A 363-nucleotide genomic window follows, 5' to 3' on the forward strand; every position below is an offset into this window, starting at 1 on the left:
TCTTGATTGTGTTTGGTTTTTCACCTTCTTCAGTGGTGTCATATGGTGTATCGTATGGTGAGTTTGGTGTATCTTGACGAGGTTTTTGAATCTCTTTACCATTTTCATCTACATAAGTAATAACCACTTCACCTTTTGGCTTTTCTTTAAGTTTGTAGATGTAAGTTACATTCTTATCCTCTTTGGCAACTGCACCTGTTGTTGGGTCTGTTGACTTCAAGTGACCTTCCTCATCAACTTCACCTACTGTATAGTTACCAGCTGGTACCAGTTCATAAGTCTTGCCTTCGAATTCAATTTCTTGTGGACGGTTGTCAACAACTGTATCATAGGCCTTATTAATTGGTTGGTCTTTTTCATCAG

1 protein-coding gene is annotated in these 363 nt (G+C 38.3%); it reads right to left on the reverse strand.

Annotated elements, in window-relative coordinates:
- A partial coding sequence (locus HMPREF2795_RS09735) for a MucBP domain-containing protein (protein ID WP_186822907.1) occupies positions 1–363 on the reverse strand: 363 nt, incomplete at both ends.

The organism is Streptococcus sp. HMSC056C01, from assembly GCF_001811305.1.
Lineage (GTDB): Bacteria > Bacillota > Bacilli > Lactobacillales > Streptococcaceae > Streptococcus.